14 protein-coding genes are annotated in these 14,422 nt (G+C 71.8%); 11 read left to right on the top strand and 3 right to left on the bottom strand.

Features of this window, described 5'->3' with window-relative positions; all coding sequences use genetic code 11:
• The first annotated feature begins 35 nt into the window (after positions 1–35).
• From ACFWMZ_RS02795 to ACFWMZ_RS02785, 3 genes are all read left to right on the top strand, one after another.
• The gene (locus ACFWMZ_RS02795; RefSeq protein WP_383178706.1) at positions 36–665 is read left to right on the top strand and encodes a hypothetical protein; all 630 of its coding nucleotides are present in this window, start codon (positions 36–38) and stop codon (positions 663–665) included.
• 212 nt (positions 666–877) lie between these two features.
• Entirely contained in the window at positions 878–1,885 is a 1,008-nt protein-coding gene (locus tag ACFWMZ_RS02790; RefSeq protein WP_383199260.1) for a sporulation protein, read from the top strand.
• A 130-nt stretch (positions 1,886–2,015) separates the two neighbouring features.
• A complete protein-coding gene (locus ACFWMZ_RS02785; RefSeq protein ID WP_383178701.1) occupies positions 2,016–2,291 on the top strand; it encodes a twin-arginine translocase TatA/TatE family subunit in 276 nt (91 codons plus the stop codon).
• A gap of 108 nt (positions 2,292–2,399) precedes the next feature.
• On the opposite strand, the gene ACFWMZ_RS02780 is transcribed toward ACFWMZ_RS02785, so the two are convergent.
• Complete coding sequence (locus tag ACFWMZ_RS02780) at positions 2,400–3,125, bottom strand: FMN reductase (protein WP_383178698.1); 726 nt, start codon at positions 3,123–3,125, stop codon at positions 2,400–2,402.
• On the bottom strand, positions 3,122–4,225 hold the full coding sequence (locus tag ACFWMZ_RS02775; protein ID WP_383178695.1) for an LLM class flavin-dependent oxidoreductase: 1,104 nt from the start codon (positions 4,223–4,225) through the stop codon (positions 3,122–3,124). Before ACFWMZ_RS02775 ends, ACFWMZ_RS02780 begins: the two co-directional genes overlap by 4 nt.
• 598 nt (positions 4,226–4,823) lie before the next feature.
• Between ACFWMZ_RS02775 and ACFWMZ_RS02770 the strand changes: the two genes are divergently transcribed.
• The 3 genes from ACFWMZ_RS02770 to ACFWMZ_RS02760 all read left to right on the top strand — a co-directional run bounded on the left by ACFWMZ_RS02770 (position 4,824) and on the right by ACFWMZ_RS02760 (position 6,366).
• Positions 4,824–5,255 (top strand): GNAT family N-acetyltransferase, encoded by a 432-nt coding sequence (locus ACFWMZ_RS02770; RefSeq protein WP_383178691.1) that lies wholly within the window; start codon positions 4,824–4,826, stop codon positions 5,253–5,255.
• A gap of 96 nt (positions 5,256–5,351) precedes the next feature.
• Complete coding sequence (locus tag ACFWMZ_RS02765; RefSeq protein ID WP_383178688.1) at positions 5,352–6,125, top strand: SDR family NAD(P)-dependent oxidoreductase; 774 nt, start codon at positions 5,352–5,354, stop codon at positions 6,123–6,125.
• A 7-nt stretch (positions 6,126–6,132) separates the two neighbouring features.
• On the top strand, positions 6,133–6,366 hold the full coding sequence (locus tag ACFWMZ_RS02760; RefSeq protein ID WP_383178685.1) for a hypothetical protein: 234 nt from the start codon (positions 6,133–6,135) through the stop codon (positions 6,364–6,366).
• A 219-nt stretch (positions 6,367–6,585) separates the two neighbouring features.
• Here the strand turns inward: ACFWMZ_RS02760 and ACFWMZ_RS02755 are convergent, their stop codons facing one another.
• Entirely contained in the window at positions 6,586–7,779 is a 1,194-nt protein-coding gene (locus ACFWMZ_RS02755) for an RtcB family protein (protein WP_383178682.1), read from the bottom strand.
• Positions 7,780–8,050: 271 nt separating this feature from the next.
• Between ACFWMZ_RS02755 and ACFWMZ_RS02750 the strand changes: the two genes are divergently transcribed.
• The 5 genes from ACFWMZ_RS02750 to ACFWMZ_RS02730 all read left to right on the top strand — a co-directional run bounded on the left by ACFWMZ_RS02750 (position 8,051) and on the right by ACFWMZ_RS02730 (position 14,375).
• A complete protein-coding gene (locus tag ACFWMZ_RS02750) occupies positions 8,051–8,968 on the top strand; it encodes a hypothetical protein (RefSeq protein ID WP_383178679.1) in 918 nt (305 codons plus the stop codon).
• 125 nt (positions 8,969–9,093) lie between these two features.
• Positions 9,094–9,915 (top strand): DUF3558 family protein, encoded by an 822-nt coding sequence (locus tag ACFWMZ_RS02745; RefSeq protein ID WP_383178677.1) that lies wholly within the window; start codon positions 9,094–9,096, stop codon positions 9,913–9,915.
• 388 nt (positions 9,916–10,303) lie between these two features.
• On the top strand, positions 10,304–10,744 hold the full coding sequence (locus ACFWMZ_RS02740) for a hypothetical protein (RefSeq protein ID WP_383199258.1): 441 nt from the start codon (positions 10,304–10,306) through the stop codon (positions 10,742–10,744).
• Entirely contained in the window at positions 10,741–11,817 is a 1,077-nt protein-coding gene (locus tag ACFWMZ_RS02735; protein ID WP_383199409.1) for a hypothetical protein, read from the top strand. Before ACFWMZ_RS02740 ends, ACFWMZ_RS02735 begins: the two co-directional genes overlap by 4 nt.
• A 1,058-nt stretch (positions 11,818–12,875) precedes the next feature.
• Positions 12,876–14,375 (top strand): DUF2637 domain-containing protein, encoded by a 1,500-nt coding sequence (locus ACFWMZ_RS02730; protein ID WP_383178665.1) that lies wholly within the window; start codon positions 12,876–12,878, stop codon positions 14,373–14,375.
• Positions 14,376–14,422 lie beyond the last annotated feature (47 nt).

Genomic DNA, 14,422 nt, shown 5'->3' with positions numbered 1-14,422 from the left:
GGCTGTGCGGCGCGGAAAAGCACTCGGGTGGAGATATGCATCGCGGTGGCGGACTGGGCGAGGGGACCGGCGACCTCGGGCCCCGGCGTGCCCGGAGGGGAAAGCACCGGCGCGACGCCGCATCTCGGGCTCAGGATCAGGCGCCGACGCGCGGTGGTGTGGAGCCGGTGCGGGGGGAGACCGGCCGGGGGAAGACCGGGCAGGGTGAGATCAGGAGTGGTGGCCGGGTGGGGGTGACCTACAAGTACTTCGGCGCGCCCAACGGCGCCACGGCGGCCCGGGTGCCGCTCTCGATGCGCCCCGAGGAGCTGGGCGGGGACGAGCTGGGCATGGGCGGCATGTTCACCCGCATCAAGCCGGAGACGGTCTCGGCCATGGTGCTGACCGGCATCGAGGGCATACCGCTGCACCGGGTCCCGCCGCTCGAACTGGTCGTCCTCCACCCGGACTACGCGGTGGTCAAGCTGCCGATGACGGTGGTGGACCCGCTGCGGGGCATCGGCGAGGAGTCGGTGGGCGCGGCGGCCTTCATCTGGTCGACGGTCCCCGACCGCGGCGGCCCGAGCGACGCGTTCAACGTCTACCGGCTGCTCCACGAGTGGCAGGACTTCAGCCACCGGCTGCACGAGGCGGGGCACCAGCCGTACTGCCTGGTGTGGCCGTGACCCCCGAGGACTGACCCCGGCCGCGAGCGCCGCCCGCCGGGACACGTGTCGCCTCCGCCTGCCCGAGGGTCGTTTTCCGGCCGTATTCGACGTTCCTCGAACGGATGATGATGAAGCGTCAGCGGTCTGGGCAGTCCTATGCTTCGACGGGACTGTAGAAGCAGTTCCCGCAGGCAGGGCTGTACAGCAGATCGTGAAGGAGAACGCCCGACATGGTGTTCAAACGGCTCCTCGGTTCGCTCGGCGTGGGCGGGCCCACCGTCGACACCGTCCTCGACGCCGCCCCCGGCTCCGGCAGCGCGGCCGTGCCCGGCGGCGCCCTCACCGGCCGGGTCCATCTCAAGGGCGGCAGCTCGGACTTCGACATCACCGAGATCACCCTGGAGCTGATCGCCCGGGTCGAGGCCGAGACCGAGGGGGGCGAGCAGCACGGCACGGTCGCCTTCGAGCGGTACGCGGTGGGGGGCGGCTTCCGTCTCGCCGCCGAGACCGAGCAGGTGGTGCCGTTCTCGGTGGTCCTCCCCTGGGAGACCCCGGTCAACGAGCTGTACGGCCAGCCGCTCGGCGTCGTCCTCGGGGTCCGCACCGAGCTGGCGGTGGCCGGCGCCAAGGACAAGGGCGACCTCGACCCGCTGGCGGTCGGCCCCCTCCCGGCCCAGGAGGCGGTCCTGGAGGCGCTCGGCCAGCTGGGCTTCGGCTTCCGCTCGGCCGACCTGGAGTACGGCCGGATCGGCGGCACCGGCCAGCAACTCCCCTTCTACCAGGAGATCGAGCTTTCCCCGGCGCCCCAGTACGCCCACGCGGTCAACGAGATCGAGGTGACCTTCCTCGCCCACCCCGGCGGCCTGGAGATCGTCCTGGAGGCCGACAAGCGCGGCGGGATGTTCACCCCGGGCCACGACGCCCTGACCCGGTTCACCGTCTCCCACGAGGACGTGGCGGGCCGCGACTGGGCCACCGAGGTCGACGGCTGGATCCGCGAGCTGGTGGAGCACCGCGCGGCCTACGGCGCACACGCCGCGTACGGCCACCACGACCCGTACGCGGGCGGGCACCACGGCCATCACGACGGGCACCGGTCCGGTCCCGGCGTGGGGACGGCCGTCGCCGCCGGCGCCGCCGGGCTGGCGGTCGGGGTGGCGGGCGGCCTGGTCGCGGCCGAAGTCGTGGACGAGGTCGGCGACTTCTTCGAGGGCGACGACGAGGATGACGAGGGCTGACCCGTAGGGGGCGGCAGCGGTGGCCGGTCCTGGCCAGACGCCCTGTCGCGCCCGGCCCGCGCCTTTTACAGTGCTGTAGTACCGGTCGCCCCGAGGGGGTGCGGCTGCCCGAGGAACAGACAGGACACCCATGCTCGGCATCAGCGAACTCGCCGTCATCCTGCTCGTGATCGTCGCCGTTCTCGCCGTGAAGCGGCTGCCGGACCTGGCCCGCTCCTCGGGCAAGGCGGCCCGCATCCTCAAGAGCGAGGCCAAAGCCATGAAGGAGGAGTCCCGCCAGGGCGTCGAGGGCCAGGACCGGCCGGGCCAGGCGGTGTACTACGCCACCGAGCCGCTCCCCGGGCAGCAGCCCCGCCCGGCGGGCGAGCAGCGTGGCCCCGAGGGCCCGGGCGGCCGCGCGGCCTGACCCTCAGCCCAGGCCCACGAGGATCTGACACGGCGGTGCCCCGGACCTCGCCCGGTCCGGGGCACCGCCGTGTCAGGTCCCGCCCGTCGCGTCGTACCGGCGTCCTTGTTACTCCTGGACGCGCAGGGCGGCCAGTTGCTCGGCGAAGGGGACGACCTCCTCCAGGGGGTCGCGGGCGCCGGAGGTCCGGCGGCGGCCACCGGTGAGGAGCGCGGCGAGTTCGGCGGCTGCCCGGTCGACGCGGCGGTTGAGCCCGTCGGTGTTGCCCCAGTCCTCGGAGGCCGCGTAGACGGCGGTGGGGACGACCACCGCCCGCAGGTAGGCGAAGAGCGGGCGCAGGGCGTGTTCGAGGGCGAGGGAGTGGCGGGCGGTGCCGCCGGTGGCGGCGATCAGCACCGGCTTGCCGGTCAGCGCCTCCTGGTCGATCACGTCGAAGAACGACTTGAACAGGCCGCTGTAGGAGGCGGTGAAGATCGGCGTGACGGCGATGACCGCGTCGGCGCCGGTGACCTGGTCGAGCGCCGCGCTCAGCTTCGCCCCGGGGAAGCCGGAGGTGAAGTGGTGGGCGATGTCGGTGGCCAGGTCGCGGAGTTCGACGGTGTCGACCCGGACGGGGGTCTCCGCCGCCGCCAGGTCGCGGGTGACGGCCTCGCCGAGCCGGTCGCCGAGCAGCCGGGTGGAGGAGGGCACGCTCAGCCCCGCCGAGACCACGACGATCCGCAGCGGACCGGATGGGGAGACATGGTCGTCGGCGCTGTGGCGCGGTTCGTTGGCCAGGTCGTCGGGGGCCTCGGCGGCGGGGCGGTCGCCGGACCGGACGGGGAACTCGGTCACTTGGTCACCGCCTCGCGGTCGGCGCTCTCCTCGGCGCGGGCGCGCAGGGAGGCGTGGGTGGGGGCGTCGGGGACGTCGGCCGGGCGGTCCTTGGCGAACTCCTCGCGCAGGACGGGGACGACCTCCTCGCCGAGGATGTCGAGCTGTTCGAGAACCGTCTTGAGCGGCAGTCCCGCGTGGTCCATCAGGAACAGCTGGCGCTGGTAGTCGCCGACGTCCTTACGGAAGCTGAGGGTCCGCTCGATCACCTGCTGGGGCGAGCCGACGGTCAGCGGGGTCTGGCTGGTGAACTCCTCCAGGCTGGGCCCGTGGCCGTAGACCGGGGCGTTGTCGAAGTACGGGCGGAACTCGCGGACCGCGTCCTGGGAGTTCTTCCGCATGAACACCTGGCCGCCGAGGCCGACGATGGCCTGCTCGGGGGTGCCGTGGCCGTAGTGCGCGTACCGGTTGCGGTAGAGGCGCACCATCCGCTTGGTGTGCTCCATGGGCCAGAAGATGTTGTTGTGGAAGAAGCCGTCGCCGTAGTACGCGGCCTGCTCGGCGATCTCCGGGGAGCGGATGGAGCCGTGCCAGACGAACGGCGGGACGCCGTCGAGCGGGCGCGGGGTGGCGGTGAAGGACTGGAGCGGCGTACGGAACTTGCCCTCCCAGTCGACCACGTCCTGGCGCCACAGCTTGTGCAGCAGGGCGTAGTTCTCGATGGCCAGCGGGATGCCCTCGCGGATGTCCTTGCCGAACCAGGGGTAGACCGGGCCGGTGTTGCCGCGTCCCATCATCAGGTCCACCCGGCCGTCGGCCAGGTGCTGGAGCATCGCGAAGTCCTCGGCGATCTTCACCGGGTCGTTGGTGGTGATGAGGGTCGTCGCGGTGGAGAGGACGAGGTTCTCGGTGCGGGCGGCGACCCAGCCGAGCATGGTGGTGGGCGAGGAGGGGACGAACGGCGGGTTGTGGTGCTCGCCGGTGGCGAAGACGTCGAGGCCGACCTCTTCCGCCTTGACGGCGATCCGCGTCATCGCCTTGATCCGCTCGGCCTCCGTCGGGGTCCGGCCGGTCGTGGGGTCGGGCGTGACGTCGCCGACGCTGAAGATCCCGAACTGCATGGCTGGTCACCTTCCGAAGGTTGTTGATTGTTCAACTATACCCACCCAACGGAGCTCGGAGCCGAGGTATTCCCGGGCCCGGGAGGGCGTCGCGACTGGCCCGCACCACGTCCCGTATCGGCCCAAAACGGCCCCTGTACCAGTGTGCCAGGGGTCGCCCTTCCCCACCTGGGGAGGGCCCTCGCGGGCGGCCGGAGTCGGCCAGTGGGGCCGCGCCCTTGACTGGCCTCAAACGCCGGCCGGGCTGGAGTTGGTCGCCGCTCGGTCGACCGTGCCGGTCAAAAACGGCCTCAACCGCCGGCCGGGCTGGAGTTGGTCGCCGCTCGGTCAAAGATGGCCTCAAACGCCGGCCGGGCGGGGTGGTGGCTGCGGTTCGATCGGACAGTGGCAAACCAAGCCCGGCCGGCGCTTGAGGCCAATCAGGAAGCGGCGCCGTCGAGGAGACCGCAACCGAACCCAGCCCGGCCGGCGCTTGAGGCCAACAGGGATCGGTACCGGTGCCGGGGGACCCGGCCCAGCCGGGCCGCAGCCCAGCCCTCGGCGGGCCGTAGGCCACCGTCCCCTCGGCCGAGCCAAGCGCAGCGCATACCGTGCTGCCATGAAAATCATCGACCTGGCCCCCGGCGACCCCCGCCTCCTCGCCGACGCCCTCCCGGTCCTGGCCGAACTCCGCCCCCACCTCACCCCCCGCCTCCTGGAGGACGTCTACGCCACCGGCCACCCGCAGGGCCTCCGCTTCACGGCGCTGTACGACATGGAAGGCCACTGCGCGGCCGTCGCGGGCTGGCGCGTGATCGCCAACACCAGCGCCGTCCGCAAGCTCTACGTGGACGACCTGGTCACCGCCGAGGCGTCCCGCTCCACCGGCGTGGGGCGGGAACTCGTCGCGTACCTGGAGGAGCGGGCCCGGGAGCTGGGCTGCCGGGTCCTGGACCTCGACTCGGGCACCCAGCGCACCGACGCCCACCGCTTCTACCTCCGCGAGGGGTTCGCGATCCGCTCCTTCCACTTCGCCAAGCTGCTGCGGTGACTCCGGTCGGCTCCGGGCGGGGCTCCCCCTGCCCGGAGAGCCGTGCCTATGCTGGCGGGGCCCGTCCCCGCCAGCCCTGCCTGAGGAGAAACCGCCATGAGCGCCGCGTCCACTTCCGGTAACCGGATCGCCGTCGTCACCGGTGCGAGCAGCGGGATCGGGGCGGCCACGGCGCGGAAGCTGGCCGAGGCGGGGTACCGGGTGGTACTCACCGCGCGGCGCAAGGACCGGATCGAGGCGCTCGCGGCCGAGCTCACCGAGGCGGGGCACAGCGTCACCGCGTACCCGCTGGACGTGACGGACCGGGCGGCCGTGGACGAGTTCGCCACCGCCTTCAAGAAGGTCGCGGTGCTGGTGAACAACGCGGGTGGCGCGCTCGGCGCCGACCCGGTGGCCTCCAGCGCGCCGGACGACTGGCGCCAGATGTACGAGACCAACGTCATCGGCACCCTCAACATCACCCAGGCCCTGCTGCCCTCCCTCACCGCGAGCGGCGACGGCACCGTCGTGGTGATCTCCTCCACGGCGGGCCTCGCCACCTACGAGGGCGGCGCCGGGTACGTCGCGGCCAAGCACGGCGAGCACGTCCTCGCCGAGACGCTGCGGCTGGAGATCGTCGGGACCCCGGTGCGGGTGATCGAGATCGCCCCGGGCATGGTGAAGACCGACGAGTTCGCGCTGACCCGCTTCCGGGGCGACACCGAGAAGGCGGCGAAGGTCTACGCGGGCGTCGCCGAGCCGCTCTCCGCCGACGACGTCGCCGACACCGTCTCCTGGGCGGTGACCCGCCCCAGCCACGTCAACATCGACCTGCTGGTGGTCCGCCCCCGCGCGCAGGCCTCCAACACCAAGGTCCACCGGGAGCAGTGACCACCCCATGACCGCCTCCTCCGCCGAGCCGAACGGCCCCGAAGCCCCGGACGACGCCGCGACCGAGCACGCCCCCGAGGCCGGGCCGCCCGCGCGCCCCGTCGCCACCGCCCAGGAGCGCCGTCGGCTGGCGGAGGAGACCCGGAGCGAGAAGTACGTCTGGTGGTCGCTCGGCTACTTCTTCTTCGGCATCCACATCGTCGCCTTCGTGATGATCTACGCGGTCACCCACGCACGCTGAACCACGTCACCCGCGCGCTGCGGCGGGTATGCAGCTGGCTAGAAATCAGCCCGGCCGGCGCTTGAGGCCATCTTTGACCGGCACGGCCGATGAGACCCGAGCAAACCCAGCCCGGCCGGCGCTTGAGGCCAGTCTTTGACCGGCACGGTCAACCGGACCCAAGCCAAAAGAACAGCCCGGCCGGCGCTTGAGGCCACCCCACAAGCCCAGCCGCAGGCGTCACCCCTTGACACACACCACCTGCTTGAGCTGAGCCACCACAGCAACCAGATCCCGCTGCTGATCAATGACCTGCTCGATCGGCTTGTACGCCCCCGGAATCTCATCCACCACCCCGGAGTCCTTCCGGCACTCCACCCCCTGCGTCTGCTCCGCGAGATCCCGCACCGAGAACCTCCGCTTCGCCGCGTTCCGGCTCATCCGCCGCCCCGCCCCGTGGGAGGCGGAGTTGAAGGAGGCGTCGTTCCCGAGCCCCTTGACGATGTACGACCCGGTCCCCATGGACCCGGGGATGATCCCGTACTCCCCGCTCCCCGCCCGGATCGCCCCCTTCCGCGTGACGAGCAGGTCCATCCCGTCGTACCGCTCCTCGCTCACGTAGTTGTGGTGGCAGGAGATCTCCGGCTCGAAGGCGACCCGCGCCTTCTTGAACTCGCGGGAGACGACCTGCTTGAGCAGGTCCATCATGAGCGTGCGGTTGTACTTGGCGTACTCCTGCGCCCAGAAGAGGTCGTTGCGGTACGCGGCCATCTGCGGGGTCCCGGCGACGAAGACGGCGAGGTCGCGGTCGACCAGGCCCTGGTTGTGCGGCAGGTCGCGGGCGACGCCGATGTGGTGGTCGGCCAGCTCCTTGCCGATGTTGCGCGACCCGGAGTGCAGCATCAGCCAGACCGCGCCCTCGGTGTCGGTGCAGACCTCCACGAAGTGGTTGCCGGAACCGAGCGTGCCCATCTGGTGTGCGGCCCGCTCCCGCCGGAAGTGGACGGAGTCGGCGACGGTGTCGAAGCGGTCCCAGAAGGCGTCCCAGCGGTTGGTGCCGAAGCCGTGGGTCCGCGTCGGGTCGACCGGTCGCTCGTGCATCCCGCGGCCGACCGGGATGGCCTCCTCGATCCTGGAGCGGAGGCGGGAGAGGTCCCCGGGCAGGTCGTTGGCGGTCAGCGAGGTGCGGACCGCCGACATGCCGCAGCCGATGTCGACGCCGACGGCCGCCGGGCAGACCGCGTCACGCATGGCGATCACCGAGCCGACGGTGGCGCCCTTGCCGTAGTGCACGTCGGGCATGACGGCGAGGCCCTTGATCCACGGCAGAGTGGCGACGTTGTGGAGCTGGCGCATCGCCGCCTCCTCGACCCCCGCCGGGTCGGCCCACATGCGGATGGGCACGCGCGCGCCCGGAATCTCCTGGTAAGCCATGTTCGTCTCGTTCCCCCGGTACGTCGGCCGTACCCCTCCCGAGGAGGCGTGGGCCGCTGGATGTCCACGCGCGAATACCCGGCCAAATAACGGGACCAACCCCCGCATAGAGGGCGGTCGACCGGCGTCCCCGGCGGCGCGTGCGATACACATTGTGTCCATCGGCCGCCTCAGCGCGGCAACTGGATTTCCGGCGCGTCGCCGGGTCCGGCCACCGTTCCGGGCCGGTCCGGGCGGCGGGCTACGAAGCCGTACGAGAGGAGCCCCGACCGTGGCGCGTAAGGCGTATCCCCGCAGGGCGCGGGTGACCGGCGCACTGGTGCTGCTGGCGGCCCTCGGCGCGGCGGGCTGCACCGGCGACCCGGCCGCCGAGGACTCCCCCGACGCCAAGCCCGCCGGGAGCGAGGCGACCACCGCCCAGGCCGAGCCCGGCAAATACCAGACCCTGCCGCAGCCGTGCAGCTCGGTGGAGCCCGGCACGCTCGACGCGATGCTCCCGGGGCTCGCCGCGCTCGACGAGGAGCAGCGGCAGAAGGCGTACGAGGGGACCGCCTCGGCCACCTACGACTCGGACCGGCGCACCGGCTGCCGCTGGAAGGTGGACTCGGCGAACGCCGGGCACCTGCTGCGGATCGACTTCGAGCGGGTCGTCTCGTACTCGGCCTCGGTCAGCGACGACGCCCGTGCCCAGGCGGTCTACGGGGACCGCATGAAGGAGGCGGACCTGCCGCTTCCCTCCGACCCCCGCGACGAGCCCGCCGGTGCCCGCTCCTCCGATCAGCCGAAGGCCGACCGCGACGAGTCCCGCGCCACCGCCCCGGCCGACGGCGAGGCGGGGAAGGGCGCCTCCCCCGAGGCCCCGGGCAAGCCCGGGAAGGGCGGCACGGACGGCAAGGGGGAGTCGCCCACCGAGGAGGAGGCCGACCCGGCCGTCCCCGCCGAGGGGCTGGAGCCGCGGCTGCTGGACGAGCTGGCCGACGACGCCTTCATCGACGACCACCTGGCGACCTCCTCCTCCGGCTCCGGCCAGCGCACCGTCACTGTGGTGTTCCGCACGTCCAACGTCATCGTCACCGTGGAGTACGAGGCACAGCCGAGGCAGGTCGCCGAGGTCCCCGACAGCGCGTCCATGCAGGAAAAGGCGCGTGAGTTGGCGGCCAAGCTGGCCGAGCGGCTGAGCGACGTGTGACCCCCCGCGCCCCCGCGCGCGCCTCCGGGACGGGTGGGTCGCACCGCCCCTTCGGCGTACGGTGACCCCTCGGACCACCCGATCCGTCCGGTTCGGCCCGACCGCACGACTTGAGCGAAGGAACCATGCACCGACCAGCACAGCGACTCTCCCGCATACTCGCCTGCGCCGCCGTCCCGGTGATCCTCGTCGCCTCCGGCTGCTCCTCGGACGACTCCTCCGGCGCCGACGGCGCGCAGAAGGACAAGTCGGCCTCGTCGGCCTCGGCTTCCGCCCCGGCAGTGGAGAAGGCCGCGTACGGCACACTTCCGGAAGCGTGCGACACGCTCTCCGAGAAGACGCTGAAGGACCTGGTCCCCGAGGCGAAGAGCCTCAAGGGCAAGACCGGCAAGTCCGACGACACCGCCTCGCGCGCCACCTGCTCGTGGAACAGCCTGGACACCAAGGGTGTCGACGGCTCCCAGTTCCGCTGGCTGCACGTCTCCCTGATGCGGTTCGACTCGGACGAGGCGCTCGGCTCCGGCCAGAAGCGCGCCGAGACGTACTACGCGAAGCAGATCGCCGACGCCAAGGCCACCGAGGACGCCAAGAAGGTCGCCGCCGAGCCGGTCGCCGGGACGGGCGACGCCGCGACGGTCGTCTCGTACGAGCTGAAGAAGAAGGAAGGCACCTTCAAGCAGCAGTCGCTGGTCACCCGCGTCGAGAACGTCGTGGTCACCGTCGACTACAACGGCGCGGGCCTCGCCGGCCAGAGCTCCCCCAAGACCAAGACCCTGATCGGCGACGCCACCAAGGCCGGCAAGGAGGCCGTCGCGGCGGTCACCAAGGCCAACACCAAGGGCTCGGCGGCCGGGGACTCCAAGAAGGACTCCGGCAAGTCCGCCGACAAGGAGAGCGACAAGGACTCCGAGGGCAGCGGCCAGGGCGCCGATCCTGGCAAGGCCTGACGGCCCGATCGCCACACCCCACCCCGCTTCACGGAGCCCGGTCACCCACTGGTGGCCGGGCTCCGGCCGTACCGTGTCGTGATCTCCGGCCATGCGTCCCAGTCCTGCCTGGTGGCTTCAGGCATCCGCCGGATAACTTGGGTTCGCTCGAACGCACCCTCGCCCCACCGGGAGTCGCCCAGTGAACCGCCGCTCGTTGCCTGTGACCGCTGCCTTCGCGGCGGTCACAGCTCTCCTGCTGACCGCCTGCGGATCGGAAGGGGACAGCGACTCACCCTCGGACAAGATCAATGGGGCGGGCCAGGGCTCGGCCACGCCCACCGCCTCCGCGTCAGAGTCGGCCACGGCTTCCGGCCGTCCGGAGGTCAAGCTTCCGAAGAGCTTCCAGATGAACTTCGAGGGGTGGACCAACAGCGACCCGAAGCTGCAGGCCATCCTGGACGACGGCAGGGAGGCTCTGCGCGCGGAGCACGCGGCCATCATCGACGCCGACCCGGACGCCGAGGCGGTGGCGTTCTACAACTCGGGGGCGGCCCTGGAATCGAGCCGCGAGTGGATCAAGGGCTACGTCGAGGCCGACGAAAGCCTGACCGGCGAGGCCCGAGTCTTCGACCCCCAGGTCCGGATCAACAGCTCAGGGCTGGGCGTGCTCTTCTACTGCATGGACGAGAGCAAGGGAGCCACCAAGAACCGCAAGACGGGCAAGGTCACCGGCACCCCCGATGACATGAGCCCGATGCTCCAGTACCGCACCACGCTGGAGAGGGACGGCAAGGGCGTCTGGAAGACGCGGTCGGGAGAGACGGAGCGGGGCGCGTGCGGGCAGTGAGGGCATTGCGCGCGGGAGTGCTTCTCGTTCCGCTGGCGGTCGCCGCGCTCCTGACCCCCGCGTCGGGCGCCCAGGCCTGGGGAGGCGGCGGCGACAAGGCACCCAGCAAGCCACCCGAAGGCCCTTCCGGTGGAGCGTCCGGAGACATGCTCACCGCTGAAGCGGGCACCTCCAACATCAAGATCACTCAGAAGAACGGCCCGTCGACGGGCAAGTCCGCCCAGGGGCTCGCTCCGGTGGACCCGCAGTGGAAGCCTCCCGCCTGCTGGTACGAACCCGTGGCGACGCCCCAGCAACTGAAGGCAGGGGTGGACCGGCTCAAGCAGGGCGGGGACCTGGTGCGGGTGACGCCCTCGCTCTCCTGGGGCGAGGAACTCATGGTGGAGCACTACGAAAAGGGCGAGCCGCAGTCCCGCGGTGAGGCCGGGTACGAGGACTTCAACCTCGGCGAGAACGGCTACTTCTGGCGAGGAGTCATCAACCCCGCCAACCGCAGCGCCCTCGACGCGTACGAATGCGAACGCAATCTCTTCTGGCAAGCCGCAGGGTCGGTCCCCGACGACGCACACGCGCCCACACCTGACGTCCTGGCGGCCTACGCCTACGACAAGATCAAGGTTCCGGACACCGAGGTGGAGTTGAGACCCGCCGCGAAGTCCACGGTGAACCTGCCCACTTGGGCGTGGCTGGACAAGGGAGACTTCAAGGACGTCAAGGTACGGGCCGAGCTGCCCGGTACCGGACTATGGGCAGAGACCACCGCCAAGCCGGTCAGCCTGCATCTGAACCCAGGCACGGCGGACGCCGAGACCCACCCCGCCTCCGGCGAGTGCGCCATCAACGACGACGGCTCCATCGGCGCCCCGTACAGCAAGGGCAGGGCCCAGGAGCCACCACCCTGCGGAATCACCTACCTCCGAGCCACGTCCGGCAAGCCCTACCCTCTGGAGGCTTCGGTGACCTGGGCGATCTCCTGGCAGGGCAGCGGTGGCAACGGGGGCGACCTGCCCGACGGCACCTTCGAGACCACGCAGGACATCAACGTCCAAGAGATCCAGTCCATCAACCGCTGACCGTGGAAGCGCAACCGTCAAGCAGGTCCGTTCCGGGCACAGGCGAACGGAGAAACGACATGAGCGGCGCGGCAGGGGCAGAGGAAGAACGCGAGGCACGGAGCAGGCGCGTCACACATCCCGTTCCCGGCAGTCGGCATCGGCTGCTACGCGCTCGCCGCGATTACCGGCATGGTCCTCCTGACGGACGACTACGGGCCGGGCCTGCTGGTGCCGCTGTGGATCGCGCATGGGGTACTTCTCACCTTGCTGATCCGAAAGCTGGGAGCCCCCGGAGTCCAGTACGTACGCGGCGCTGTTCGTCGTGTTCACCTCTCTGATGTGCGTGTTCGTCGCCGACGTGGCGCGCGAGGACCTCACGCTGCAGGGGCGGGGCGAGAAGGTCACCGCCACGGTCGTGAAGGTGTGGCGCGATCCGGCGCAGGGGCGCAAGGCCCGGGACTACCACTACGCGTTGGAGCGGCGCGACGGCCGCGAGGTTCAGGGGCCTCCGCTCACAACCCCGTCCGATCTCTGCCGCCGGGCGCCGGGACGCGCGGAAGAGGCCGGGGGCCACCAGAAGGGCGTACAAGGCCGCCACCGGCGACCGCTCCACCCCGGCGGAGCAGGAGGAGAGGCTGCGCGAGGCCCTGCGCACGTACCCCGCCGACCGCCGCGGCTACATCAAGGTGGCTCCCGAGTCCTACCCCGACCTCACACGCCAGCGCGCCGCCCGGATCGCCTGGGAGATGGGGCTGCGTGCGGAGGCGAGCGGCGATCGGGGCTCGTGGCGCTTCGGGGAGACCGTGGTGGAGGAAGTTCCGCACCAGTAGCCGTCCCGTAGCCCGTCCGTCGCGTGGCTGCTGCGTGCCGACGTCCGCCCCTGTGGGCAGCCGTCGGCATCGCCGCCACGATCGCCCCCTCTCACCCCGTTCTGCGGAGCCCGTAGCCCCACCGGCACCGGCCTCCCGCCCTACCCCGGCACACCCATCCGCACACATGTGCCACTCTGTTGGGCGCAGGGCAGGACGGAAATCGCAGGGACGACGGACCCGCGGGACGACGGAGAGGGAGCGCCAGTGGCGGCGACAGAGCTGACACGGACTCACCGCATACTCATCGGGGTGGTCGTGGCCGGTGCGGTGGTCATCGCGGCCATCGGCTTCGCCGGCTCGTACACGGCGGTGCGTGAACTCGCCCTGCAGAAGGGTTTCGGCACCTTCTCGTACTTCTTCCCGATCGGCATCGACGCGGGCATCTGCGTGCTGCTGGCGCTGGATCTGCTGCTGACCTGGATGCGCATCCCGTTCCCGATGCTGCGGCAGACGGCCTGGCTGCTCACCGCGGCCACCATCGCCTTCAACGGCGCCGCCGCCTGGCCCGACCCGCTCGGTGTCGGCATGCACGCGGTGATCCCGGTGCTCTTCGTCGTCGCGGTGGAGGCGGCCCGGCACGCCATCGGCCGGATCGCGGACATCACCGCCGACAAGCACATGGAGGGCGTGCGGATCACCCGCTGGCTGCTCTCGCCGCTGCCGACCTTCCTGCTGTGGCGCCGGATGAAGCTGTGGGAGCTGCGCTCCTACGAGCAGGTGATCAAGCTGGAGCAGGAGCGGCTCGTCTACCAGGCCCGGCTGCGTTCCCGCTTCGGCCGCGCCTGGCGCCGCAAGGCGCCGGTGGAGTCGCTGATGCCGCTGCGGCTGGCCCGGTACGGCGTCCCGCTCGCCGAGACCGCCCCGGCCGGGCTGGCCGCCGCCGGGATCGAACCGGCCCTGCTGCCGCCCGCCCCCGCCTCCACCCGCCAGGAGCTGGAGCGCGCGGCCGGCCCCGCCACCGACCCGGCCCCCGCCCCCGCCCCCGCTCCCGCCGAGGGCGCCGCCGACCAGCCCGCCGCCGAGGCCCCGCAGGAACGTCCCACCCCGCCGCAGGGCAGCCCGTGGTTCGCCGGGCAGCAGGGCCCGGTCCAGTACGCGGGCACGTACGACCCGCACTTCGATCCGCGCCAGGGCCCGCCCGCGCAGGACGGCGACGCGGACGCGCAGGCGTACGCGGAGTACCAGCGGTACGCCCAGTACCAGCAGTACGCCGCCTACCAGCGGTTCGCCGCGCAGGAGGCGGAGGCCGCCGACGCCGGGCAGCAGGCCGCCCGTGAGGAGGGCGTGCAGGTCCCGGCGGGCCCGGGCCGCACCCGCCCGCTCGGCGGCGCCCCGGCGATCCCGGCCCAGCGCGAGGGCGCCCAGCGCCCGGCGGAGGAGGGCGACGGGGAGGAGCCCCGGCAGGCGGACGGGCCGGCCGAGGCCAGTCCCGAGGAGACCCCCGAGGTGCCCGAGGTCCCGGGTGGCGGTGCCATCGACGAGGAGGCCTTCTACGGCGCCTTCCGTCGCTACGTGGAGATCAACGGCACCTACCCGAACGCCCGCAAGTTCGGCCTCTACCTCCAGGACCACCACCAGGTCAGCAACGAGGCGGGCGGCCCGCTGCCCGAGGGGGACCTCTGGCCGTACCTGCGCGAGTGCCGCCGCCGCTACGAGCAGGAGCAGGCCCAGACCGCGCCCGAGCCCGACTTCACCAGCGCCTGACCACCCGGCGCACCCCCCGCACACGGCGAAGGCCGCCTCCCCTGAGC

The organism is Streptomyces sp. NPDC058373 (assembly GCF_042723275.1).
Classification (GTDB): domain Bacteria; phylum Actinomycetota; class Actinomycetes; order Streptomycetales; family Streptomycetaceae; genus Streptomyces.
This window is presented reverse-complemented; position numbering and strand designations above follow the sequence as displayed.

Excerpts from the sequence above, each read along its gene's own strand:
- ACFWMZ_RS02765 (WP_383178688.1), top strand. The coding sequence starts at position 5,352 with ATGAGCGCCGCGTCCACTTCCGGTAACCGGATCGCCGTCGTCACCGGT.
- ACFWMZ_RS02770 (WP_383178691.1), top strand. The coding sequence starts at position 4,824 with ATGAAAATCATCGACCTGGCCCCCGGCGACCCCCGCCTCCTCGCCGAC.
- ACFWMZ_RS02745 (WP_383178677.1), top strand. The coding sequence starts at position 9,094 with ATGCACCGACCAGCACAGCGACTCTCCCGCATACTCGCCTGCGCCGCC.
- ACFWMZ_RS02760 (WP_383178685.1), top strand. The coding sequence starts at position 6,133 with ATGACCGCCTCCTCCGCCGAGCCGAACGGCCCCGAAGCCCCGGACGAC.
- ACFWMZ_RS02790 (WP_383199260.1), top strand. The coding sequence starts at position 878 with ATGGTGTTCAAACGGCTCCTCGGTTCGCTCGGCGTGGGCGGGCCCACC.
- ACFWMZ_RS02755 (WP_383178682.1), bottom strand. The coding sequence starts at position 7,779 with ATGGCTTACCAGGAGATTCCGGGCGCGCGCGTGCCCATCCGCATGTGG.
- ACFWMZ_RS02795 (WP_383178706.1), top strand. The coding sequence starts at position 36 with ATGCATCGCGGTGGCGGACTGGGCGAGGGGACCGGCGACCTCGGGCCC.
- ACFWMZ_RS02785 (WP_383178701.1), top strand. The coding sequence starts at position 2,016 with ATGCTCGGCATCAGCGAACTCGCCGTCATCCTGCTCGTGATCGTCGCC.
- ACFWMZ_RS02775 (WP_383178695.1), bottom strand. The coding sequence starts at position 4,225 with ATGCAGTTCGGGATCTTCAGCGTCGGCGACGTCACGCCCGACCCCACG.
- ACFWMZ_RS02740 (WP_383199258.1), top strand. The coding sequence starts at position 10,304 with ATGAACTTCGAGGGGTGGACCAACAGCGACCCGAAGCTGCAGGCCATC.